At 72.3% G+C, this 24,053-nt stretch carries 12 protein-coding genes; 7 read left to right on the top strand and 5 right to left on the bottom strand.

Annotated elements, in window-relative coordinates; translation table 11 throughout:
* Window positions 1-80: 80 nt before the first annotated feature.
* A complete protein-coding gene (locus G4D86_RS53785; RefSeq protein ID WP_163993658.1) occupies window positions 81-4,028 on the bottom strand; it encodes a hybrid sensor histidine kinase/response regulator in 3,948 nt (1,315 codons plus the stop codon).
* A gap of 148 nt (window positions 4,029-4,176) precedes the next feature.
* Here G4D86_RS53785 and G4D86_RS14005 point away from each other — a divergent pair, with 148 nt between their 5' ends.
* The 4 genes from G4D86_RS14005 to G4D86_RS13990 all read left to right on the top strand — a co-directional run bounded on the left by G4D86_RS14005 (window position 4,177) and on the right by G4D86_RS13990 (window position 15,405).
* The gene (locus G4D86_RS14005) at window positions 4,177-10,686 is read left to right on the top strand and encodes a HEAT repeat domain-containing protein (protein WP_163993656.1); all 6,510 of its coding nucleotides are present in this window, start codon (window positions 4,177-4,179) and stop codon (window positions 10,684-10,686) included.
* Window positions 10,683-12,521 (top strand): SWIM zinc finger family protein, encoded by a 1,839-nt coding sequence (locus tag G4D86_RS14000; RefSeq protein WP_163993654.1) that lies wholly within the window; start codon window positions 10,683-10,685, stop codon window positions 12,519-12,521. Before G4D86_RS14005 ends, G4D86_RS14000 begins: the two co-directional genes overlap by 4 nt.
* A gap of 402 nt (window positions 12,522-12,923) precedes the next feature.
* Entirely contained in the window at window positions 12,924-14,375 is a 1,452-nt protein-coding gene (locus tag G4D86_RS13995) for a reverse transcriptase family protein (RefSeq protein ID WP_163993652.1), read from the top strand.
* A gap of 556 nt (window positions 14,376-14,931) precedes the next feature.
* The gene (locus G4D86_RS13990; protein ID WP_163993650.1) at window positions 14,932-15,405 is read left to right on the top strand and encodes a hypothetical protein; all 474 of its coding nucleotides are present in this window, start codon (window positions 14,932-14,934) and stop codon (window positions 15,403-15,405) included.
* On the opposite strand, the gene G4D86_RS13985 is transcribed toward G4D86_RS13990, so the two are convergent.
* The gene (locus tag G4D86_RS13985; protein ID WP_163993649.1) at window positions 15,347-16,276 is read right to left on the bottom strand and encodes an alpha/beta hydrolase; all 930 of its coding nucleotides are present in this window, start codon (window positions 16,274-16,276) and stop codon (window positions 15,347-15,349) included. The genes G4D86_RS13990 and G4D86_RS13985 overlap by 59 nt on opposite strands.
* Window positions 16,277-16,425: 149 nt before the next feature.
* Here G4D86_RS13985 and G4D86_RS13980 point away from each other — a divergent pair, with 149 nt between their 5' ends.
* Window positions 16,426-17,937 carry a GMC family oxidoreductase gene (locus G4D86_RS13980; RefSeq protein ID WP_240360233.1) on the top strand — a complete coding sequence of 504 codons (1,512 nt, stop codon included), beginning with the start codon at window positions 16,426-16,428 and terminating at the stop codon, window positions 17,935-17,937.
* A 19-nt stretch (window positions 17,938-17,956) separates the two neighbouring features.
* Here G4D86_RS13980 and lnt read toward each other — a convergent pair whose 3' ends face one another.
* Together lnt and G4D86_RS13970 are read right to left on the bottom strand one after the other, a co-directional pair.
* Window positions 17,957-19,510 carry an apolipoprotein N-acyltransferase gene (lnt, locus tag G4D86_RS13975; RefSeq protein ID WP_163994188.1) on the bottom strand — a complete coding sequence of 518 codons (1,554 nt, stop codon included), beginning with the start codon at window positions 19,508-19,510 and terminating at the stop codon, window positions 17,957-17,959.
* A gap of 68 nt (window positions 19,511-19,578) precedes the next feature.
* Window positions 19,579-20,220 carry a hypothetical protein gene (locus tag G4D86_RS13970; protein WP_163993645.1) on the bottom strand — a complete coding sequence of 214 codons (642 nt, stop codon included), beginning with the start codon at window positions 20,218-20,220 and terminating at the stop codon, window positions 19,579-19,581.
* A gap of 108 nt (window positions 20,221-20,328) precedes the next feature.
* Here G4D86_RS13970 and G4D86_RS13965 point away from each other — a divergent pair, with 108 nt between their 5' ends.
* Window positions 20,329-21,261, top strand: coding sequence for a hypothetical protein (locus G4D86_RS13965; RefSeq protein WP_163993643.1), 933 nt, complete (start codon window positions 20,329-20,331; stop codon window positions 21,259-21,261).
* A gap of 103 nt (window positions 21,262-21,364) precedes the next feature.
* On the opposite strand, the gene G4D86_RS13960 is transcribed toward G4D86_RS13965, so the two are convergent.
* On the bottom strand, window positions 21,365-22,453 hold the full coding sequence (locus tag G4D86_RS13960; protein WP_163993641.1) for an SGNH/GDSL hydrolase family protein: 1,089 nt from the start codon (window positions 22,451-22,453) through the stop codon (window positions 21,365-21,367).
* Window positions 22,454-22,675: 222 nt separating this feature from the next.
* Between G4D86_RS13960 and G4D86_RS13955 the strand changes: the two genes are divergently transcribed.
* Entirely contained in the window at window positions 22,676-23,971 is a 1,296-nt protein-coding gene (locus G4D86_RS13955; RefSeq protein WP_163993639.1) for a chloride channel protein, read from the top strand.
* Window positions 23,972-24,053 lie beyond the last annotated feature (82 nt).

Genomic DNA, 24,053 nt, shown 5'->3' with positions numbered 1-24,053 from the left:
CGCGCGACAGCATATCCGCGCGCGCCATCCGAGCGCACTCGGAGGGGCCCTGCCAGAGAGTCACACGCGCCCCAGGACGCTCACGCCCGCGCGAGCTGCTCCCGCACCAGCGCGCGCAGCACGTCCGCGGCCAGCGGCTTGAGCAGGCACCGCCCCGGCGGCAGGCTCTCCAGGAACGCGCGGGCCTCCGGAGTGAAGGCCCCTCCGGTGATGAACACGACGCGCTCGCGCTGGTCCGGCGCCACCTCGGAGAGCTGGTGGAAGAACGCCTCGCCGCTCATCTCCGGCATCATCACGTCACACAGCATCAGGTCGAACCGCTCGCCTTGCGACAGGCGCTCCAGCGCCTCGCGGGCGCTCGACGTGCTCTCCGCCGCGAACTCGTTCGCCAGGAGCCGCGCCACGCCGCGCGCCACCAGCGGCTCGTCGTCCACCACCAGCAGCCGCGCCTTCTTCGACACCACCGCGCGCTGCTCCAGCACCCGGGCCACCTGCACCTCCACCCCGGCGTCCGCGGGCGCGGGCGGCAGCACCACGCGGAAGCGCGTGCCCTTCCCCAACTGGCTCTCCACCTGGATGTCGCCCCCGAGCACGCTGACGATGCCGTGGCAGATGGACAGCCCCAGCCCCGTGCCCACGCCCACCGGCTTGGTGGTGAAGAACGGGTCGAAGATGCGCTCCAGGTGCTCCGGGGCGATGCCTCCCCCCGTGTCCGCCACCTCCACCACCGCGCGCCCCAGCGCGTCCGTGAAGGTGGTGAGGACAATCTCGTTGCGCTCCGCCTGTCCGTCCGGCATCGCCTGCGCGGCGTTGACCAGCAGGTTGAGGAACACCTGCCCCAGCCGCGCCTCGTTGGCCACCACCAGCGGCACGACTCCCAGCTCGCGGCGCACGCGCGCCCGGTGGCGCACCTCGTTGGCGCAGATGGACAGCGCGCTCTCCAGCACCGGCCGCACGTCCAGCGGGCGCGTGGACTCCTCGTCACCGCGGCTGAAGGTCTTCAAGTCACGCACGATGTGGCGCACCCGGCCCGCGCCCTCGCTCGCGTCGCGCAGCGCCTCCGCCAGCCCCTGCAGCGTGGACACCGGCACGTGCGCCGTCTCGCCCTGCGAGCCCTCCAGCAGCGGCTCCAGGCGCTCCAGCACGAACTGCTGGTTGCCGATGACGTAGGACAACGGGTTGTTGATTTCGTGCGCCACGCCAGCCGCCAGCGTGCCCACGCCGGACATCCGGTCCGACAGCCGCAGGCGCTCCTCCATGCGCCGGGCCTCCGTCACGTCGCGCGCCACGGAGACCACCGCTGGGTGCCCCCCGAAGCGCAGCATCACCCCGCACACCTGCGCGAGCGCCACCGTGCCGTCCCGGCGCATCACCCGCGCCAGCCGCTCCGGGAGCACCGCGCCCTGGCGCACCGCCTGCATCCGCTCGCGCCACTGGGGATGCTCCTCCTCGGGCAGGTGGTCGAAGACGGAGTGCCCGACCGAGTCCTCCAGGCGCTCGTAGCCCATCAACTCCAGCGACGCCCGGTTGGCGTATACCGCGCGGTCCTCCTGGTACACGGTGAGCGCGATGGGCAGCCGGTCGATGAGCAGCCGCAGGCTGCGCTCTCCCTCGGCGGACGTGTCCAGCGCCGTCTTCAATTCCGAGTTGGCGGTGGCCAGCTCCTTCGTGCGCTCCTCCACGCGCGTGCTCAACTCCGCCGCCCGCGCGCGCAGCCGGCCCACGCGCCAGCGGTAGGTGCCCAGCGCTCCGCCCACCAGCGCCAGCCCCACCGTGAAGAGGAAGCCCGTGGCCTCGAAGAAGCGCGCGGGCCGGTGCAAGAGCACGCCCGTCTCCACCGGGCCCCAGCGCCGGTCCGCGGCCTCCGCCTGGACTCGGAAGCGGTACTCCCCCGGCGGCAGGTTCGTGTAGTACGCCACGCGCCGGTCTCCGGCCTCCACCCAGCCCGAGTCGAAGCCCTCCAGCCAGTAGCGGTAGCGCACCTTCTCCGGCGCCACGAAGGTGAGCGCCGCCCAGTGCAGCTCCACGTCCAGCACCCCGGGCGGCAGTCCCTTCTCCGGGTCCACCACCTGCCCGCGCGACAGCACCTGGGTGATGTGCAGCGGTGGGGGAATGCGGGGCCGGGGCTCGGCGGAGGCGGGGACGCGCACCGCGCCCATCACCGTGGGGAACCACAGCTCCCCCGTGCGCGTGCGCAGGCTGGCGGCATTCGAGTAGCTGTTGCACTCGATGCTGCGCATGCCCTCCGAGCGCCCATACGCCACCGTATGGACGCGTTCGGCGCGGCCGGCGAAGAAGTCCGCCAGCTCGCTCTTGGGCACGCGGTAGAGGCCGCGGTTGCTGCCCATCCACAGGTGGCCGCGGTGGTCATCCACCACGGACAGCAGGTTGTTGACGAGCAGCCCGTCCCGCCCGCGCGCCACCTTCACGCCCTCGGCATTCACGCGCGCCAGTCCATCGTCGGTGGCCACCCACAGCGTCGACGGGTCGTCCGCGTCCAGCACCAGCCCGCTCACGTCCCGCCCCGCCAGCACCTGCTCCGGGCCCGCCTTGCGCACCACGCCCCTGGCGTCCAGGAAGTCCAGCCCCGAGGCCGAGCCCAGCCACAGCCCGCCCCCGGGCGCCTCGCGGATGTTGGTGACGGTGTCCTTGGACAGCCCGTCCTGCGTGGTGAAGACGTGCCACTGGCCGTCGAAGAGCCGGGCCAGCCCGCCTCGCGTGCCGAACCAGAGGGCGCCTTCGCGGTCCTCGAAGAGGGAGTAGACGATGTTGCTCGGCAGCCCGTCCTTCGTGGTGAGCAGCTCGAAGTGGCCGTCGCGGAAGCGGCTGGCGCCCACGCTGGTGGCGAGCCACAGCGTGCCCTGGCGGTCCTGGAGGATGTCGAGGATGCGGCCCTGGGGGAGCCCCTCCGCCGCGCCATAGCGGGTGAGCTGCCCGTCCTTCCACCGGTGGAGCACGCCTCCGGACGTGCCAATCCACACCGCGCCCTCGCGGTCCTCGTACACGCTCCAGACGAAGTCGTCGGCGAGCCCCTCGGGCGTGCCCACCACGTCCAGCTCGGGGCGGCGCAGCTGGTGGAGGCTGGCGGAGAAGGTGCCCACCCACAGGCTGCCCTCGCTGTCCTCGAGGAAGGACACCACGCCCGCGTTGGGCGTCACGGCCTGGGTCGGCGTGTACTTGCCGCGCTTGAGGCGCCCGAAGCCCGCCGTCTCGGTGCCCACCCACAGGCCGCCGTGGCGCGACACGCGCAGGGCCATGATGCGGGCGGGGACCTCGGACGGGCCGGGCTCGAAGCCTCCCTCCGAGGTGTGGCGCCACAGGCCGTTGGTATGCGTGCCCACCCACAGCGTGCCGTCGGCGTCCACGGTGAGCGCCGTCACGTGGTCCAGCGGGCCGGGCGGACTCACACGCTCGGCGGAGTTCTCACGCACGTGCCACAGGCCGGCCGTGCGGGTGCCCACCCACATCCCCATCTTCGAGGGCGCCAGCGAGCTGACATCCAGGGTGCCGAGCGCCGGCACGAAGGTGAGCGGGCGGCCCGCGCTCAGGCGCGCGAGGCCATGGTCCGTGCCCACCCACAGGGTGCCGTCCGGGGTGCGCTCCAGGGCGGAGACGCGATCTCCCCCCTGGCCGGGGCGGGTGGGCATATGGGTGATTTGCCCCTTGAAGAGGCGCACCAGCCCGCAGCCGGCGGTGCCCGCCCACAGCGTGCCGTCCGGCACGGTGGCCAGGGCCATGACCTCCTCGCACGGCATGCCGGCGGCCTGGTCCAGCACCTTCCAGGTGCGTCCGTCGAAGCGGGCGAGGCCCTCCTGGGTGCCGACGAAGAGGTGCCCGTCGGGCGCCTGGGCCAGCGCCAGGGCGGAGCTCTGCGGCAGCCCGTCGTCCAGGCCCCACACGCGGTGCAGCGCCCCGACGAGCGGCACATCGGGTTCCTGGGCGCGGGCCGGCCCCGCCAGGAGCACCGTGAGCACGGCGAGCGCCATGAGGTGACGCGTCGTCACCGTGGACCTGTGTTGCGCGGACAAGAAGAAGCCCCCAACGGAAAGGCGGCGGGGAGCCTACATCAATCCGGGGTGGCCGGCCGCCCCCCACCTTTCATCGCGCTGAACCTGGCGACTCCTGCTCCACCCGTCGTACGCGGAGTGTTAAGAAGGGCCCCCCGCAAGGAGCGTCATGCCCGTCCTCGCCATCGGAAACATCGAGAAGGTCCGTGCGCTCGCGGCCAATGCCCGCCTGCTGCTGGTGGGTGGGGCGCGCGCCTCCGCCGCCAGCCGCGTCACCGCGTACGAGCCGGGCTCCAACAAGGTGCTGTGGAGCACCGAGCTGCCCTCCGCCGTGCTCGCCCTCGTCCTCTCCGGAGAGCGCTGGGCCGCCGCCGGTGCCGACGGCACCCTGCACTTCGGCACCCTCTCCGACGGCAAGACGCCCTTCCAGCTCAACGGCGTCCACCCCGGCGGCGCCACCGCGCTCGCATCCAGCGCGGACGGGAAGAAGCTCTTCAGCGCCGGCATGGACGGCACCGTGCGCGCCTGGGACTGGGAGTCCACGCGCAAGCTGAGCGAGTGGAAGGCGTCGCCCCAGCCCCTGCGCGCGGTCGCGGTGGACCCGTCCGGCACGTACGTGGCCTGCGGCGGTGATGACGGCGTGGTGCGCTCCTTCACCGTGGCCACCGGCGCCCGGCGCGACATGCCCGGCCACGAGGGCGCCGTGCGCGCGCTCACCTTCACCCCGCGCGACGGACGTCTCGTCTCCGGCGGCGACGATGGGAAGCTGCGCATCTGGTACCTCGTCGGCGCGGTGGAGTTCGAGGTGCGCGGCGACAAGGACTCCGGCCATGCCGGCTCCGTGCTCGCCCTGCTCTTCCCGCCCACGCCCGCCGCCGAGCCCGGCGGTGAGGAGCCCGCCGACCGCATCTGGTCCGCCGGCAGCGACGGCAAGGTGAAGGCATGGCGCCTGGACGAGCGCCGCAAGCCGCGCACGCTGGAGGTGGGCAACAAGGCGGTGAACGCCCTCACCTTCGTCCCGGCGCAGGGACGACAGGCGAAGTCGACGCTGGGCTCCGTCTTCGCGGCCGGCGAGGACCGCCGCACGCACCGCTACGGCGTGGCGGTGGACGGCAAGCCCACCGACGACCATGACTCCTACCAGCACGGCTTCGACCTGCTGACGGAGTCCCTCAAGGCCGGCCGCCCCAAGCGCGAGGCCTCGGTGCGCGAGGCCGCCGCGCTGGACGAGGCCGAGGCGCTCGACTTCGTCCTTCAGGTGCTCGGCTCGGACAAGGAAGCCGAGGTACGCAAGCTGGCCGCGCAGGAGCTGGCCGCGAAGGGCCGCACCGCCGCGCGCCCGAAGCTGCGCGAGCGCCTCAACGACGACCACCCGATGGTGCGCAAGGCCGCCCTGGCCGCGCTCCAGACGCTGGAGACCGAGTCGCCCCTGGCCGCCCCGCGCGCCGCGCTGGACTCGCGCTATGCGGACATCCGCGTCTCCGGCCTGGAGACGCTGGCGCTCCTGGGCGGCACGTCCCCGCTGGTGCCCGGCCTCATCGCCGGGAAGCTCGCGGACCCCGAGGCCTCCGTCGGGCTGGCCGCGCTGGACGCCCTCTCCGAAGTCACGCCGGGCGGCGCCACCGAGCCCCTGCGCACCGCCTTCGAGCGGGGCCCCGCGCACCTCAAGGTGGAGGTGCTCATCCGCGCCGCCGGGGCCGGCCTGCTGGGCCACGCGCAGCTCCAACCGCTGGCCGCTCGCGCGCTGGACGATGCGGACTCGGACGTGCGCCGCGTGGCCTTCACGGTGCGCGTGCTGGAGCGCCGCGCCCTGGCCCACGCGTTGGAGTCGCGCGACGAGGACTTCGCCCGCGCCACCCGCGACGTGGCCCGCCGCCTGGCCCAGCGTGCGCGCCGTGCCCAGGGGGTCGCCGCCAACGCGCCGCTCACCGACGCCGAGGTGCAGGCCGCCCGCGACGCGCTGCCCGCCCAGGGCACCGTCGGTGGCGCGCTCGTCGAGTCCGATTTGGAGCCGCTGCTCGCCGCCATGGCCTGCCGCACGGCGGATACGGCGGTGCGGGGCGCGCGCGGTCTGGCGCAGCTCGGCGATGGCCGGGCGCTGGGCGCGCTGCTCCAGCTCTCTCGCGAACCGGAGTCCGCCATCCGCCGGCAGGCCGCCACCTCGCTCCAGGCGCTGCAGGACGCGCGGGCCCGCGAGCGGCTGGTATGGATGCTGGACGACGCGGACGCGGACGTGCGTGCCGCCGCGCTGGACGCGGTGGTGGCGCTGGACGTCGAGGCGCCCCTGTCCGCCGCCGAAGCCGCGCTGCGCTCCGGTCACGAGGACGTGCGCGTGCGCGGACTCGACAGGCTGGTGAAGCTGGGCACGGCGACGCAGGGCGCGGAGCCGCTGCTCGGAGACGCGCTGGAGGACGAGTCCGCCAAGGTGCGCGGCGAGGCCTTCCGCACGCTGTGGGCGTGGAACGAGAAGGTGCCCGAGAAGGCGCTGGACCGTGCGCTCTCCGGCCGCTTCCCGGACCTGCGCAACCGCGCGGTGGAGGTACTCTCCCAGCGCGGCACCGAGGGCTGGGCGCTGGAGCGCCTGCGCAAGTCGGTGGAGGACCGCGACGCGGGAGTGGCCACCGCCGCGTACGAAGCGTGGGTGAAGCTGGCCGGCAAGGAGAAGCCGGAGCCGCACCTCGCGGCACTCGCGTCCACGCACGCCGCCCTGCGGATTGCCGGCGCGAAGGGCTCCGTCCACGCCCCCGTGGAGACGCTGCGCTCGCCGCTGCTGAAGCTCGTGCAGGACGAGAATGTCGACGTCGCCGTCGCCGCGCTGGAGGCACTCGACAAGCTGGTGCCGAGCGAGAATGGCCCGCTGCTGGCGGGCATCGCGTCGGCCTCGCTCTACGTGCGCGTGCGCGCCGCGGAGCTGCTGGCCCCGCGCGGCGCCGAGGACATCATCGAGCCGATGCGGGTCCTGATTACCGACAAGGACCTGGAGCGCCTCTACCCGCCCGCGTTCCTCAACCCGCTGCGCTTCCGCGCCTCGCGCGCGCTGGCCTCGCTGGGCTCGCGGCGCCTGCTCAACTTCTTCGCCACCGTGCTGGTGCCGCACGAGCTGAGCGACATCCAGGAGCAGGGCGCCCGTGGCCTCGCCACCGCCAGCCGCCGGGGCGACGAGGGCTACCTGCTGGACGCGCTGGGCCACGCCAACGTGGCGGTGCGCTCGTGGGCGGCGGACGGCCTGTCCCGCCTGGGCGACGCGCGCGCCCTGCCGGTGCTCACGGGCAACCTGCGCAATGACCACCTGCCGATTCGCCTCGGCGCCATCCTCTCCTTCGCGGCCCTGGGCCCCGACGGTGACGGCGGTCTGCTGCACGGCCTGGAGGACCGCGCCCGCGAGGTGCAGGAGATGGTGTTCGCCATCGTCCTCGCGCGCGACCTACGCGCCAACCGCCGGGGCGAGCCGCCCGACCTGCTCACCAGCGCCCTCTCCAGCGGCAGGCCGGAGGTGCGCTACGCCGCGGCCCGCGCGCTGGAGCTGCGCACGGAAGCCGACGCGTCGCGCGGACACCTGGTGGAGGCCCTGCTGCCGCCGCGCCCGGAGAAGGCCGGCGACATGAAGGAGTGGCCCGCCGAGGAGGACCGCGCCAAGCGCATGGTCGGACTCGCCGAGGCCCTCTCCAGCGACCAGCCCGAGCAGCGCTACGCGGCGGCCCAGGTGCTGCTGCTGCGCAACAAGCCGCTCGACTACTTCCGCGAAGCCCAGAAGGTGGCCCGCCCGCGCACGCTGGAGGCCCCGTGGAAGCCGGAGACGGCTCCCACCACTTCGCCCGTGTCGGCCACGCCCGCGAAGAGCTGGCTGCGGCGCCTCTTCTCGGCGGTGAAGCCGGGAGTGCCGGGCGCCTCGCCCGAGGCGGCCACCAGCGCGGAGCGGCAGCACCTGCGCCGGCTCGCCTTCGGCGCCTACGTGGGCCTGCTGCGGCAGGTGTCCGCGGGTGATGACGAAGGCCACCGCGTGCGCCGCGACGCCGTGGACCGCGTGGTGAAGCTGACGCAGGAGGGCTACGCCGGCACGCCCGCCGCCGTGGCCGCCCTGCTGCGCGCCCTGGAAGACCCGCACCAGCTCGTCCGCAAGGCGGCGCTGGCGGGCCTCAAGGAGCTGTACCCCGCCGGTAGCGACGAGCCGCTGTCGCTCGCCCTGGCCTCGCTGGCCCCGGACGTGGCCCGCGCCGCGCTGGATGAGCTGACGGAGCGCGGAGACGTCGCGAAGCCGCGCATCGCCGCCGCGCTCAACTCGCCACTGGCGGACGTGCGCCGCTACGCCTTCGAGCTGCTGGAGAAGCTCAGCCCGCCCGGCAGCCTGGAGCCGCTGCTGGCCGCGCTGGGCAGCGAGCACGCAGACCTGCGCGTGGGCGTCATCGAGCGGCTGGCCGGCGCCAACGACTCGCGCGTCACCGAGGCGCTGGGCCGGGCCATGGCCAGCGAGCACGAGGATTTGCGCCTGCGCGCCTCGGAGCTGCTGGCGTGGCGCGGGGATGACCGCGCAGTGGAGGTGCTCGCCGCCTTCCTGCGCTCGGAGAACGCGGCCGCCGCGAAGCGCGCGGTGGAGGCCCTGGGCCGGCTGGCCACGCCCGCCGCCGTGGGTGCCCTGGCCGCTCGGCTTCAGGCCGCTCCGGATGCCAACGAGCGGCAGCGGCTGGTGGCGGCGCTCGGCAACACGCACCGCGCGGAGGCCCTGGACGTGCTGGCCCGCCGCTGCCTGGAGGACGAGTCCGCCGCCGTGCGCTCCAGTTGCATCACCGCGGCGATGCAGGTGGCCGGCATCGACGTGAAGAAGCGCGACGCGGCCCTGGCCGTGCGCTTCCTGCGCCAGGCGGTGAAGAGCCAGGACGCGGCGGTGCGGCAGGCCGCCGTGAAGGAACTGGAGCACGGCGCCGAGGCCGGCCAGTCCGAAGTGCTGGTGGGCCTCTTCGCCGACCGCGATGTCACCGTGCGCGCGGAAGCCGTGGCCCGCTACGCGAAGCGCGTCATCGAGCACGGCGCCAGCGTGGAGCCCCTCGAGGAGGTGCTGCGTGGTGGCGCCCGCGAGCTGATGCTGCCCGCCGCCGAGGGCGTGGCACACCAGGGCCGCGCCAGCGCGCTGCGGCCCCTGCTCCTGTACGCCCGCGCCGGTGAGGACGGGCAGCGCGAGCGCGCCCTGCTGGCCCTGGGCACGCTGGGCGACGCGCGCGCCCTCTCCGAGCTGGAGACGGTGGCCGCGGGTGGCACGCCGGAGGCTCCGACCGAGCCCTCCATGATGGCCGCCGCGATTGAGGGCCTGGGCCGCCTCGCCGCGAAGCTGCCCGACGGAGAGGACCGCCGCCGCGTCGAGGAGAAGGTGGAGACCGCCGCCGTCGAGGGCACCTCCCTGGACCTGCAGCAGGCCGGCATCCGGGGTCTGCGCGCCATCGGCGGTGAGCGGGCTCGCGTGAAGCTGGAGGCGCTGCTCGGCGACTCGGAAACGGACCTGGACGTACGGACCACGGCGGCGCAGGAGCTGGCGAAGCTGAAGGACCCGGAGGCGGAGACCGCCCTCGCCCTCGCGCTGGACGACGACGAGGAGGACGTGCGCAAGGAGGCGCGCAAGGCGCTCGACGTGCTCTTCCCCACCGAGCGCACGCGGGTGGAGTTCCACGCCGTGGCCAGCCGCTACCCGGACGTCTCCGAGCCGGCGGCCGCGTACCTCTCCGACGAGGGCGACCCGGCGCTGCTGGTGCCCCGGCTGGCCACGCTCTCCAACGCGGACCTGCGCCTGAGGCTGCGGCGGGGACTCGCGCGGCGCGGCGCCCTGCCCGTGCCCGAGACGGTGGCGCTGCTCGGCCACGACAAGCCGGAGGCCCGCGAGGAAGCGGCGTCCCTGGTGGGCACGTGGACGGGTGAGGCGCGCGAGTCGGGCAAGGTGGACGTGGCCGCGGTGTCCCGCGCGCTGGTGACGGCCGAGCGCCGCTCCGCCACCGAGTGGGCCGCCGCTCCCGCCCCCAAGCGCAACCCGCTGGCCACCGCGTGGGCGCGGCTGCTGTGGGCCGGCTCCCGCCTGGGTGCCTCCGCCCTCTTCGACTCCGCGCGCACCATCCTCCAGGGTGGCGAGGCCGGAGCCCCCGCCAGCGTCCGTCAGGAGGCCGCGCGCGTCCTGGGCCGGCTGGGCACGGCGGGCGGCACGCTCCAGTCCGCCGCCGTCCTCTCCGACAAGGAGCGCACCGCCGCGGCGGAGGTCCTCCGCGCGGCGCTGAGCGACCCGGACGCCCGGGTGCGCGCGGCGGCGGCGGATGCGCTGGCGAAGCTCGCCCCCGAGCGCGCCACGCCGTGGGCGCTGGAGGTGAAGCCCTTCGACCCGGTGGCCCTGGGCCCCACGGGTGTGAAGCCGACGCAGGATACGCTCACCACCTCCGAGGGCCGCCGCCTCACCGTGCCCGCGATGCTGGGCGCGAAGGCCGTGGAGCCGCTGCTGGCCCTGGCCCGGAGCGCGAAGGCCGACGTGAAGCAGGACGCCTGGGCCGCGCTGAGCCGGGCGGGCGGTGACGACGCGGCGAAGCTGCTGCACGATGCCGCCTTCGACAACTCGCAACCCGTGGAAGTGCGCAAGGCCGCCTGGCGCGCCCACAAACGTGCACGTCGCGCCGCCGAGCGCGCCCGGAAGGAAGGGACTCCGTCGTGACGACCGCCACCCGTCATCCCGTCGAGCTGCGCTACGCCACCGCCAGCGACGTGGAGGCCGCGCCGGACGCCTCGCGCGTGCTGCTCTCCCTGGAGGGCTCGCGCGGCACCGTGGGCGTGCGCGGCCGCGTGAAGGACTCCGCCCTCTTCCGCGACGCGCTCGCCGCCACCTTCGGCATCCTCTCCAGCGACTTGCGCTACCGGGGCAAGGACCGCACCGCGTACCTCGCGTACCTCATGAAGCAGGGGAAGCGGGCCAGCGCGCAAATCTGGGAGGCGCAGAAGGCCTTCCTCGACAACGCGCTGGAGGGCGAGGAGAAGAAGGACGCGGTGCTGGACCCCGTCCTCACGGTGGACCCGGACAGCGTGTCCCTGGAGGTGTTCTCCCGCGACGAGAGCGCCTACGCGCGCCTGTCCTTCGACAACGCCCTCTTCGACGGCCGCGAGGCCGCGCACGGCTCCACCTTCCTGGACGTGCCGCCGGAATTGCCCGCGCGCCTGGACCGGCTGCGCACCTACGTGCCCGTGTCGCTGGAGGCCCACGTCGCCCTGCCCGCGCGCCCCTCGCAGCCGGCCCGTGAGCCGCGCAACGTGGAGGTGCCGCACGCGTGGCTGCGCGGCTTCCTCCAGGTGCAGTCCGCCGCCACGCTGCCCGCGAGCACGTGCAAGCTGGCGCCCGTGGACCTCTACAACCTCCTATTCGCGCTGCGCACCCGCAAGGCGAAGAAGGCCCCGCGCGCGCTGCGCTTCGAGCTCGTCCCCGGCGCCCCGCCCCGGCTGGTGCTGGAGCCGTGGGAGCTGGTGCTGGAGGCCCACGGCGGCACGTACACGGGCAGCGCTCCCGCGGTGGTGCGCACCTTCGGCCGCCAGCGCCTCGCCGCGCTCGCGCGCCTGTTGCCCCATGCGCACTCGGTGCGGGTGCAGCTGCTGGGGCCCGGCCTGCCGGTGTTCTGGGTCATCGACATGGGCGCGGCCACGCTGACGCTGGGCCTCACGGGCTGGACGGAGAGCGGCTGGTCCTCGGCCGCCGCCTTCGACGCCCTCATGCCCCGCGCGGTGCCGGACGGGCTCGCGGAGAAGCTGCGCAACCGGCTGCGCGCGGAAGGCCCGCTGTCCTTCGAGACGCTCGTCGCCAACGCCGGTGCGCCCAAGGAATCCGTGCGCGCCGCGCTCCAACTGGAGTGCCTGCGAGGCCGCGTCCTCTTCGACGTGGCCCGGGGCGAGTACCGCCCGCGCGAGCTGATGCCCACCCCGGTGGACGAGGCCGTCATCCGCTACGGCAGCGAGCTCGAGGCGCGCGCCCACCGCCTGCTGGAAGGCGCGGGCGAGGTGAAGCTCACCAAGGTCCACGAGGTCGTGGGCGAAGGCACCCGCATCCACGGCGAGGTGGTGGACCGCGAGGCCGTGCGCAGCTTCTTCCCCAGCTTCATGCTGGACGTGGAAGGCCGCCTGCGCGAAGCCAACTGCGGCTGCCCGCACCACCGCCGCTCCGGCGTGCGCGAGGGCCCCTGCGAGCACCTGCTCGCGCTGCGCCTGGCGTACTCGCGCCGCCGCGCGGAGGAGGAAGCGCTGCGCCAGACGCCGGAGGGCCGCAAGCTCATCCGCGCGGAGACGCGCTCCTACGTGCGCCGCGACGCGGAAAGTGGCCTCGAAACCGTGTACCGCGTGTCGCTGGACGGGCAGGTGGTGGCGGTGGAGTGGGGCCCGCGCACCGGCGAGTCGCGTCATCAGCGGCTCTGGTTCGACTCGGATGCGGAGGCGCGCGGGGCCTATTTCTCGCGCCTGGAGAAGTTGGCGGCTGAAGGCTACATCGACGCAGCCTCGGCCTTGGTGTAAACCCCCTATTCACGGCCCGGCTGCCTTAGAGGCGGCCGGCAGGACTGGAGCGACGGAACGACGACGAGATGCGCTTCACGCGCGAGCAGCCGAGAGAGGTCTGGAGTGCATCAGCCTGAGCGCCTCGAGCGCGGGAGCGGTGTTGCGCCGCTCCGGTTGGAATGCAGGACACTCTCCGCAAGGTAGCCTGTTCTTGGCTCTCTCCCTCCTAGGCACTACGGCCCGGGCGGGTAGCTGAGCCAACGACGCGAACGCCGTTTACCCGCCCGGGCCGTAGTGCCTAGGAGGGGAGAGCCGGTGAGGCTACCGTGCCCCAGGTAAGATGGTGGTGCTTTCCCGGCCTCCCTCGACTGCTCGCGCCACGTCCCGTCCGATGCCGCCGCGCCCGCCCAAGGTGCTGACATGACCGCCAGGCTGGAGTCGTTCGTCCCCGCAGCTTCGCCGCAGGCCGTCCCCACCCCCGCGCCGTCGGCCCCCGCCGCCAACGCCGTCTCCCAGCGAGAGGTCCGCCGCGCCGCCCACGAGGCGCTCCTCCTTCGCGCCAAGGCGATTGAAGAGTCCGGCGGCGCCGACTCCTGGGTGCAGGGCCAGCTCGTCTCCAAGGGCCTCGCCGTCGGCGACCTCGACTTCTCCAAGGCGTCGGAGAAGGAGAAGACGGCCTGGAAGGAGAAGAAGAAGGCCGAGGCCACCGAGCGCCGCGCCCTGGAACGCCAGGCCCATGAGGCGTGGAAGGCCACCCATATCGGCCACCTGGGCGCGGGCGTGCACTGGGAAGAGGACGCCGGGGCCGACAAGTTCGACGTCGCGGACCGCGAGGAGCGCGCGAAGGCGAACGGCCTGCCGGAGCTGGGCTCGGCGGAAGCGCTGGCGAAGGCGCTGGGGCTGAGCGTGTCCAAGCTGCGCTGGTTCGCGTTCCACCGCGAGGTGGACACGGCCACGCACTACATCAGCTGGAAGATTCCGAAGCGCGACGGCGGCTCGCGCACGATTACGTCACCCAAGCCGGAGCTGAAGGAAGCGCAGCGCTGGGTGCTGTCGAATGTGGTGGAGCGGCTGCCGGTGCACGGCGCGGCGCACGGCTTCATCGCGGGGCGCTCCATCCTCACCAACGCGCTGGCCCACGCAAGCGCGGACGTGGTGGTGAAGGTGGACCTGAAGGACTTCTTCCCCTCCGTGACGTGGCGGCGGGTGAAGGGCCTGCTGCGCAAGGGCGGCCTGCCGGAGAACACCTCCACGCTGCTCGCGCTGATGGCCACCGAGGCGCCGCGTGAGGCGGTGCAGTTCCGCGGCAAGCTGCTGCACGTGGCGAAGGGCCCGCGCGCGCTGCCGCAGGGCGCGCCCACGTCGCCGGGCATCACGAATGCGCTGTGCCTGCGCCTGGACAAGCGCCTCTCCGCGCTCGCGAAGCGGCTGGGCTTCACGTACACGCGCTACGCGGACGACCTGACCTTCTCCTGGACGAAGGCGAAGCAGCCCAAGGCGAAGCGCTCCCAGCGTCCGCCGGTGGCGGTGCTGCTGTCGCGCGTGCAGACCGTGGTGGAGGGCGAGGGCTTCCGCCTGCACCCGGACAAGACGCGCGTGGCGCGCAAGGGCACGCGGCAGCGGGTGACGGGGCTGGTGGTGAATGAGGCGAAGGCAGGCCAGCCCGCGGCGCGAGTCCCGCGCGACGTGGTGCGCCGGCTGCGCGCCGCCATCCACAACCGCGAGAAGGGCAAGCCGGCCCGCGAGGGTGAGTCGCTGGACCAGCTCAAGGGCATGGCCGCCTTCATCCACATGGCGGACCCGGCCAAGGGCCGCGCCTTCCTGGAGCAACTGTCGAAGCTGGAGGCGAAGGAACCGGCCCCGGCGGCGTGAGCGTGACAACACGTTCGTTGTCGGGAGCACGGCCATCCCTGCCACTCGTACCCAGGAATGTGCTCCTGGCGGCTTTCCTGTCCTGCATGGGATGTGCTTCCGCCGCTGACAGACGGAGACCCCACCTTGAAGGCGAACTTCATGCCGGTGCGCCGGGTGAGGTGTCGTGCAGCCCGAGAGACAGCACGGTGTCCTGCTGTCTGAAGCAGCATCCCGGGCAATGGCAGCGGTGCGGAGCCACTGCACCTGACACGGGGCCGAAGCCCCGAAAACCAGGCCCCTATCTTCCTCCGCCCAGCACCGGAACGCAGAGTGGGCCCGAGGAAGAAACCAAGGACCGCTGCGCTCAGTATTACGAGAAGTGCATCCAGGCCGGGGGCGGCTACCTTCCTGGCTACCACCCGAGCTCGACCCGCTGTCAGGAGTGCCTGGACTTCTGCAACGCGGAGGGTTTCTGGCCGCAGGCCCTCTACCAGAAGGGAGAGCGAAGGACATGTCCTGGCCTTTGAAGGCAGGCCCGGCGGACCCCTCGTTCCACCATGAGCCGTGGCGGGAGATGACGCTGGAGCGGGAAGCCAACAGCGCTCTCGCGGAGCACCGGTGGAGCCGCTTCCGCCAGGGGCTCAAGCGCCTTGAAAGGAAATACGCGAGGCGCATCCCCACAGTCCCGCTCCGGCGCGCCCTGGCCGAGGATGCCTTCCACTGCGCGACCCACTCGCAGCAGAGCCCTCGAGTCGTACGTGCGGCCTTGAGAGAGCTGCTGACCCACCCTCTCGGAGTGGAGCGCTACGGCTTTGCCGCGGCCGAATATTGGAAATGGGCGGCCCGGGTTTCGCCGTCGGACCTTCCCACCGCTGAGCACATGGTGGAGCAGGCACGACACGCCATGACGTCCCTGGACCCACTCGCCCGTGAGAACCTCGAACGCATGCTGCGCGCCTGCGAAGATGAAGTGCGCGAGGCCCTGACGCTCAAGGCCGGGGCTGCTCCGGAGCCGCCTTCCCGCTCGAGGAAGGAACGCCAGCGCTAACGGCCCCCTCCGGCAGCAGCGCCGCATCCAGGAAGGCCCGCAGCCGGCGCGGGTACTCCACGGGCTCCGTCGCGGCGAAGTTCCCGTGTCCCGCGCCCTGAATCCGCCACGTCTGCGCGTACTCGCGGACCTTCGCGAACAGCTCATCCGCGAGCGGCTGTCCGGACTCCTCCGTCCCCATGACGATGAGGAGCGGCCGAGGGCGGATGTGCTCCACCGCGTCAATCGTCCGGACCTCTTCAATCGCAATCCCGCGCCGCCAGAACGGCACCAGCGCCCCCGACTGCGACACGAAGCCGAAGCGCCGGAAGTCATACGCCGCCGCCAGCCACAGCGTGTTGAACGGGGACAGCAGCACCACCGCGCGCACCGCCGGGTCCTTCGCCGCCACCTCCGCCACCGCTGCGGAACCAATCGAGAAGCCGAGCGCCCCCACCCTCTCCGGGTCCACGTCCGGCTGCGCCCGCACGAAGTCCAGCGCGGCCCGCACGTCCAGCCGCTCCTTGTCGCCCCACGTGGACGTCGCGCCCTCGCTCTCGCCATGGGCGCGTAGGTCGAACAGCAGCACGCCATACCCCGCGGCCTTCAGGATGCGCGCCTCCGGCAGCAGGTCCGCGCGCGTCTGGGACAGGCCATGCGCCATCACCACCGCGGCGCCGTTGCGGGACGGCACGTACCAGCCCCGCAGCACCAGCCCGTCAGCCGCCACCAGCTTCACGTCCCGGGCCTCCGCCAGGTCCGCGGGCTTCACGGCCGTCGGCTTCGGATAGTGGAAGTACCCCTCCGAGTGCCGCCACGCCCGTCCGAACACGGCCAGGGCCGCGAGCAGCCCCAGCGCCAGCACTCCACCCACCAGCCACCGCCACTTCATGTCCGCCTGTCCTCCTCGAAGCGGCGCCCGGCCGCCTGTCCGCCCGCCGCCGGGGGGCTCACATCCGAGTCAGGGCAGCTTACACTCGCTCTTCTTTTCACAGGGCCCCCCGGCCCTGCTGCACCAGGGATGCTGTGGGCACGTCCAGGATGAACTTCGATGCGGTGGTGGTGGGCTCGGGCGCATGCGGCGGTTGGGCCGCCAAGCAACTGACGGAGGCCGGGCTGCGCGTGCTGGTGCTCGAGGCCGGCCGCACCGAGCGCGCCGACAAGATGCTCTGGACGTGGCACCGGCTCCGCCAGAAGGTGCTGCGCTACCGCACGGAGGCGGATGAGCGGCGCAAGGAGCGCCAGCCCATCCAGTCCACCACCTTCGCGTGGCCCTTCCACCCCCACGCCTTCGTGGACGACGTGGACAACCCCTACACCACGCCGGACGACCAGCCCTTCACCTGGATTCGCGCGCGGCAGGTGGGCGGACGCACCTCGGTGAAGGCGCACGGCCGCCAGTTCTACCGGCTGTCCGACTTCAACTTCAAAGCCGGCAGCCACGACGGGCAGGGCCCGGACTGGCCGCTGTCGCTGGCGGACCTGGTGCCGCACTACGAGACGGTGGAGCGGTGGATGGGACTGCGCGGCAACGCGGACGGGCTGGACACCCTGCCCGACTCCGTCTTCGCCGAGTCCATCCCCATGATTCCCGCGGAGCAGCGACTCAAGGAGCGCGTGGAGCGCCGCTGGCCCGAGCGCCGCGTCGTCGTCCGCCGCACCGCTGGCGCCCCCGTCACCCTGCCCGCGGCCATGAAGACGGGCCGCCTCACGCTGCGCACGCACGCGGTGGTGAGCCAGGTCCTCTACGACGCGAAGACGGGCCGCGCCACCGGCGTCACCTTCGTCGACGCGGAGTCGGGCAAGACGTACGAGGCCCACGGCCGCATCGTCGTCCTCGCGGCGGGCACGATTGAGTCCACGCGCCTCCTGCTCCACTCGCGAAACAGCGCGTTCCCGGACGGGCTCGCCAACTCGTCGGGGCAGCTCGGCCGCAACCTGATGGACCACACGTACCTGCTCGGGCTCGAAGCGCGGATGAACCTGCCCGCCGAGCAGCAGCGCAACGAGCAGAGCTGGGCGTACATCCCCCAGTTCCGCAACGTCGCCGAGCGCGCGCCCGACTTCGCGCGAGGCTACGGCGTGCAGGTCTTCACCTACGGGGACAACTGCCACTTCGTCCCCTTCGGGGAGATGGTGCCCAGCGCGGACAACCGCGTGACGCTGAACCCCACCGTGAAGGACCGCTGGGGCATCCCCGCCGCGCACATCGACTGCAAGCACTCGGACAACGAGCTGAAGATGTCGCGAGACGCCGTGGCCACCTGCCAGGAGATGATGAAAGAGGCCGGCTTCACGGTGGAGAAGGTCAACGACACGCTGTCCACGCCGGGCATGGCCATCCACGAGGTGGGCACCGCGCGGATGGGCACTGACGCGAAGACGTCCGTGCTCAATCCCTACAACCAGAGCTGGGACGTGCCCAACCTCTTCGTCACCGACGGCTCCTGCTTCGTGTCCCAGGGCCCGCAGAACCCCACGCTGACGATGATGGCGCTCACCGTGCGCGCCTGCGACTACATGGTCGGCGAGCTCAAGTCCGGAAGGTTGTAAGCCCCGCCTGACACGGGCGCTAACGCCGCACCCGGCGCCCGTGCAGTGTCGCACCCACGAGCAGCGCGGACGCCAGCACGAGCGCCACCGGCCCGAGCCAGTTCCCCCAGGCCAGCGCCAGTGACGACAGCGGCGCGGTGACGGGCACGCGCATCACGAGCCCGGAGCGCTGGTTGTCATCCACCTCGGACACCACCGCGCCGGTGGCATCGATGAGCGCGGACACGCCCGAGTTCGTCACGCGCACCTGGGGCCGCCGCGTCTCGATGCTGCGGAAGGCCGCGTGCGCCAGGTGCAGCCGGGGCGCGGGCGTGCCGGAGAACCACGAGTCATTGGACAGCGTGAGCAGCAATTCCGCGCCCTGGCGCACGCTGTCCGCGACGTACGAGGGGAAGATGGACTCGTAGCAGATGAGCGGCGCGACGGTGAGCGAGCGTCCATCGCGCAACCGGAAGCTCACCGCCTTCGGGCCCGGGCCCCGCTTCCAGCGGCCGGTCCACGGCAGCCACTCGCGCAGCGTCGGCGTGTCGATGGAGTCGGGCACCCACTCCGTCAGCGGGAAGAGCATCGTCTTGCGGTACGCCGTGTGCTCCAACCGCTCGCCGCGCGCATCCGGGCCCAGGAACATGGCGGCGTTGAACTCGCGCTCGCCGTCCAAATCGTAGGTGCCGAAGACGAGCGGCACGCCGCGCTGGGCGACATAGCCGGCAATCTCCGCGTCCAGCTCCGCGCCCGCCTCGCTGCGAGGCGTGCCGAAGGTGGTGGGGTACACCGTCTCCGGCCACACCAGGAAGTCCACGGGCCCCGAGCGCAGCAGCCCGTCGGACAGCTCGTAGTGCGTGTCGAGAATCATCCGCACCACTTCGTACGTGCCGCGCTCGGCCTTCAGCTTCTCGTAGTTGGTGATGTTGGCCTGCACCGCGCCCACCACCAGCCCTGGCTCACGCCGCGTCGCCTCCGTCACCTGCGCGTGGCGGAAGGCGCCATACGCCGTCAGCGCGAGCACCAGCGCCGCGCCCGCCGCCAGCGGCGCCACCGCGCGCCGACGCTGAGCAGGGATGCGAAGAGCCTGAAGCGCTGCGAGCACGCACTCGTTGACGAGCAACAGCACCAGCGTGAGCCCGGGAGCACCCGCCACGTCCGCGCCCTGCCGCAACCACTCCTGTGTCACCAGCCCCAGTCCAAGCGAGTCGGCGAAGAGCTTCGGCGCGAACCACTCCACGCCCACGTACACGAGCGCGGTGACCACCGGCGGCAACCACGCCAGACGAGGCCCCACCGCGCGCCGAGCCACATACCGGGCCAGCGCCGCGAGCGGGAACTGGAGCTGCACCACGGGCGACATCAGCAGCAGCGCCAGCCAGCACACCCACAGCGGGGCCTGCGAGTACGCCTGCACCGAGCCCGCGAACCAGCCGAACACCGCCGCCGAGAACACCGCCCCGAGCGCCAGTCCCAGCCCCAGCGCCTCACGAGGAGAACGGGCCCTGTCCACCACCGCGAGCCAGGGCACCAACGCCACCCAGCCGAGCAGCGTCCACGGCATCCGCAGGCTCGAGAACAGCGCCAGCATCGCGGTGCTGGCCACGACGCCGAGCAGCGCCACACCGAGGCGCCGCGCGCGCCCCACTCCCGGGTCCGTCACGGCGGGGAGTCCCCGGCCTCGGCGCCCTCGGGCAGCTGCAGCATCTGGATGGGCAGACCCGGCGGCGCCATCTCCGCGGGCACCACGCGGTTCTCCGGCAGGGGAATGGGCTCGCCGCGCTCGTCCTTCATCTCGAAGTCGGGATGGAACATCAGGATGGCGGACACGCGCTCACCGTTGTCGGTGGACTGGTAGTGGCGCACGAAGCCGGGGGGCAGCTCGAAGTCCTCGGGCACGACGATGCCGCGCTTCATGGGCTTGGTGCCGGGCCGGTAGAGCTGCGTGCCCGTGGGCCCGGTGTAAGGCTGCTCCGGTTCCTCCACGGGAGTCAGGTTCCCCGCCAGCTCGGATGGCGGTGTGGCCACGGGCTGCGGGCGCTGAGCGACTGGACGCCGCACGGGAGCCTGGACCGCCATCGGCGGCGGCGCCTGGACGACGGGAGGCGGCACCTCGAGCACCGCCTCCACCTCCACTTCCGAGGAGCTCAGCCAGACACTCAGGCCGATGCACGCAACGAGGAAGACGAGCGCGCCGCCCACGAGCCACACGCCCACGCCGCGGCCGGAGCGCGTGGGAGCAACATGCGTGACGCCATCGCTGTCGACGCGTCGTCCAGGAGCTGGGTGCCGCGGCTTCATGCTCGCCCTCGCCCGCGAACCATCGGGCTGCGTATGCTACGGAGCGCCCTCCCCCGAGGCAATGCGGCCCCCACCGGTCGACGCAGCCCGCCACTCTCGCTCGCCCCCATGAGTCCCACGTCCACCGCCACGGCCTCCGGCTCACCCTCGGTCACGACTCCTGACAGCGCACCCGCCCCCGAGCGCTTCACGGTGCACGCCTGGACTCCGCTCGTACGGGGCGTCGGCCTGGCGGCGCGAGGGATGATGCTCGGCTGCCTGCTCTTCTTCAGCGGCTGGCTCATCCTGGACGCCGTCCTCCCGGGCCAATACCCCCTTCCCCCCGGACCGCTGGTGTGGGGCCTGGGGCTCGGAGTGCCGCTACCGTGGCTCCTCTCCACGGTGCTCCGCTGGAGCACCCGAGCGACGGCGGAGGTGGATGACAACCACCTGATGATCACCCTGCGCAGCCGCGCTCGGATGGAGCTTCCCTACGAGGCCGTGGAGTCCGTGCACCCCTGGAAGCTGCCGCTGCCGGGTCCCGGGCTCTCGCTGCGCATGAAGTCGGGGCGCACCTTCAGCCACGGCCTGGAGGTGGAGGACGCGGTGCCGCTGCTCACGGCGCTCGGCTGGCATGTCCCACAGCTGGGCACGGCGCGGGAGCACCCGCTGGTGCGCTACGCCCAGGCGAGGCACACGTTCTGGCGTCGACGCTGGTACCACTTCGTGGGCAAGCTGGTGCTCTACCCCATGCTGCCCACGGGCATCTTCTTCCAGCTCAGCCAGCGCATCACCTTCGGTAGCCCCTTCGGTGAGTACAAGATGTACGGGCTCGCGGCCTGGCTGCGCTCGTTCGGGCGCGACTACTCGCAGGTGTTCGTGAACTTCCTGCTCTTCGCCTGCTTCTTCCGAGCACTGGTGGAGGTGGTGTCCTTCGCGGCGGCCTGGCTCACGCCCTCCTACGCACGAGGCGTGCGGCGCGGCGCCGAGTGGCTGAACCGGTTCGCCTACTACGGGGTGCTGATGGCGCTGCTCGTCGTGCGCATCCTCGTGGGCTACTGAGCGGCACGAAGCCGTCCGTCCGAAAAAGACGAGGCCCCCGACCCGCGTGTGGAAGGTCGGAGGCCCTGTCGAAGCGCTCACCCGCGGTGTGCGGGTGCGGGCATCACGGCGTGGCGGGATTGAACTTCGAGGACTCCCAGCCCATCTTGTCGTGGCCGTTCTTGTTCCACTCGGGGTTCTTGCCGCCGGGCATCTGCGCGTCGGTGAACTGGGGCGCGGCCGTGCCGGAGCCGGTGCCGCCGAAGATGCCCACGCTGACGGTGGTGCCGAAGTAGGTCGGGTGCGTGTTGTCCGACTGGATGTAGTCGTAGCTGGTGCTGGCGTTCACGAAGTGCGTGTTCGCATCGCGCAGCGTGGAGCGCAGCGTGTTGGAGATGCGGTTGACGTATGCATCCTCGGTCTCGCCCGCGACGTAGCGGAGCGCGTCCGAGTCAACCTGGCCGTCGCCGTTGGAGTCGTACTCCGCGCCCATCATCTCCGCGAACGAGTCCGCGCACTGGAAGCCGTACCGCGCCGCCAGGTTGCAGGTGCGCCAGTTGCTGCGCGCCAGCAGCGGCAGGAACTTGGTCTGCTTGTTGATCTTCTGCCCCGTCGCCGAGTCCGTGCAGCCCGTCAGCACGTTGTCCGCGGCATAGCCCGGGTAGAAGATGTTGGAGACGATCTTCACCTTCGCCGTCGTCGCGTACTGGTTGATGGCCTGCATGGCCTTCTCCGTGTACGTGGTGCACGCGGCGAGCGCGCTCTCCAGGCCGGCGTAGCTGCACGTGCCCGTCTGGTCCGTGAAGGCGCTGCGGGCCTGCAGGTAGTCGTTGCCGCACATCTCGAACATCACGACGCGCGTGTTCGTCGCCTGCATGTACGAGCGCTCGGAGACAATCTTGTTGTTGTAGATGTCGTCGGCCTTGGCGCCGGACTTGGTGCGGCGGTAGACCTCGATGTCCGCGTTCCACTTCTGCGCCAGGTACTCGCCCTGCACCGTCGGAGCGGCGCGACGGGCCACGGCGCTGAGGCCGCCGTTGTAGCCGGCGTAGATGGAGTCGCCGTACGCCACCACGCGGTACTTGGTGGTGGCCGTGGACCGGTCGATGGTCCACGAGACGTTCTGGTTGATGGTGCTCGCCATCGCGCTACCACTGACCGTGAAGGCCGCGCACATGGCAATGATGGACTGCCCGCTGAGACGGAAGGACATGCCCCGCTCCTTTGATTTCTACCCGTGGGGGTTTTGGGGGGAGCAGGACCGTACACGCTGTTGATTCGCAAATCACTCCGAATCCGGAATAACGCGTCATGTCAGCAAACACGGGTGAACCCAGACCTCGACTTCTGTCGCAGTGCACTGTCACATGGGTGACGCAATGCAACGTTTGACGCAGTGTTTCACCCTGTCTCACGGGGACCTGGAGTGCGCGGCGTGAGTCCTTCCCGTGGAGCCCGAGCGCTGGCGCAGTGGCTGTTGCTGGGCGGGGTGGTGGGGTGTGTGTGCGGGGTGGCGTCGGCGGTGTTCCTGTACCTGCTCGACGAGGCCACGCACTTTCGCGAGTCGCACGAGGCGCTCGTGTACGCGCTGCCGGTGGCGGGGCTGGTGCTGGGCGCGGTGTACGGGCGGTGGGGCGGGCCCATCCGCGGGGGCAACAACCTGGTGCTGGACGCGGTGCACGAGGGCGACACGCAGGTGCCGCTGCGCCTGGCGCCCATGGTGCTGGTGGGCACGGTGCTGACGCACCTGTTCGGAGGCAGCGCGGGCCGCGAGGGCACGGCGGTGCAGATGGGCGGCAGCCTCGCGGACGTGCTGGCGCGCCGCTTCGGCGTCGGGCCGGACATGCGGCGGGAGATGCTGGCGGCGGGAATCGCAGGCGGGTTCGGCTCGGTGTTCGGCACGCCGGTGGCGGGCGCCGTCTTCGGGCTGGAAGTCGTGGTGGTGGGGCGGCTGGGCTACGAGTCGCTGCTGCCCGCGCTGGTGTCCGCGGTGGTGGGCGACCTGGTGACGCGGGGGCTGGGCATCCACCACACGGTGTACCCGGTGCCCACGGCGCTTCCGCTCACGGCGTGGGTGCTGGCGAAGTGGCTGGTGTTCGCGGTGGCCGTCGCCGTCGTGGCGGTGGTGTTCGTGGAGCTGACGCACCGGCTGAAGAAGGAGTCCGAGAAGCGCGTGCCGTGGCTGCCGGTGCGGATGGCGCTGGGCGGCGCGGCGGTGGTGGCGCTGTGGAAGCTGTCGGGGACGAGCGAGTACCTGGGCCTCGGCGTGCCGGGAATCCTGCGCGCCTTCGTGGACCCGGCGCTGCCCGTGACGGCCTTCGCGTGGAAGCTCGTCTTCACGGCGGTGACGCTGGGCGCGGGGTTCCTCGGCGGCGAGGTGACGCCGCTGTTCTTCATCGGCGCGGCGCTGGGCAACGTGCTGGCGCGGCTGCTCGGGCTGCCGGTGGACCTGGGCGCGGCGGTGGGGCTCGCGGCCCTGTTCGCGGCGGCGGCCAACACCCCGCTGGCGCTGTCCATCATGGCGGTGGAGTTGCTGGGCGCGAGCGTCCTGCCCCACGTGGTGATTGTCGCCACGGTGGCGTACCTGCTCACGGGACACCGGGGCATCTACCCCGCGCAGCGGATTGCACGGCTGAAGCACGGCGGGCCGCTGCTGCGAAGGCTGATACCGCTGCGCGAGCTGCCCGGGGAGGACCCCTCACCACAGCCCGGACCGAGAGCGCCCGAGTAGCTTGCCCGGGCCCACGCGCTCCAGCTCGCGAGGCCCGGAGCGCGCGGTGGAACCTGACGCGTGCATGAGCCACCGGAGCCCG

The organism is Pyxidicoccus caerfyrddinensis, assembly GCF_010894405.1.
Lineage (GTDB): Bacteria > Myxococcota > Myxococcia > Myxococcales > Myxococcaceae > Myxococcus > Myxococcus caerfyrddinensis.
This window is presented reverse-complemented; position numbering and strand designations above follow the sequence as displayed.